This is a genomic window from Pseudomonas rustica (assembly GCF_018336155.1).
GTDB lineage: Bacteria > Pseudomonadota > Gammaproteobacteria > Pseudomonadales > Pseudomonadaceae > Aquipseudomonas > Aquipseudomonas rustica.
On record NZ_JAGYHF010000041.1, the window covers coordinates 1 to 519 of the forward strand.

Sequence of the window (519 nt, forward strand, 5' to 3'; positions counted from 1 at the left end):
ACGCAGAGAAGGCCGTGCGCGACTACCGGCGCACCTACGAGCTGAGCATCGGGAGCGGTTGCATCAGTTGCGGTGAGTCGCAGGAATCGATCCTCCATGCCCAGGGTTGGAAGACTGGCGGTGCGTTCGATGCGGGTCACTTCCTCGGCAAGGGCGCCCGCCCAGAACTCAGGCTGGTGCCCAGCAATATTTGGTTGCAGTGCAAGAGCTGTAATGCCGGTTCGTCCAAGTACGCCCGAAAGGGCCAGACGGTTTCACAGGCGTTCCGCGAAGGGCTGATTGCCCGAATCGGCCTGGAAGCTGTCGAGGCGCTGGAAGCCGACCACACGCCACGCAAAGAAACAGTCGAGCAACTGAAAGCCATCACCGCCGAATACCGGACAAAGACCAGAGAGCTGATAAAGGGGCAGGCAGCATGAACTACCACAACGTGATTTCAGCAGTTGTCCGGGCCTTGGCCGCCGAGACGATCAACAGTTCCGGCGGATGCAACGTCGAGCCCCGGGTGCAGGCCAGCAA

General features: G+C 60.9%; 1 protein-coding gene. It reads left to right on the plus strand.

The window, feature by feature from the left end; translation table 11 throughout:
- Nucleotides 1-419: recombination protein NinG (locus KFS80_RS26770; RefSeq protein WP_212546474.1), on the plus strand; the 419-nt coding region annotated here is incomplete at its 5' end.
- Between the last annotated feature and the right edge of the window lie 100 nt (nucleotides 420-519).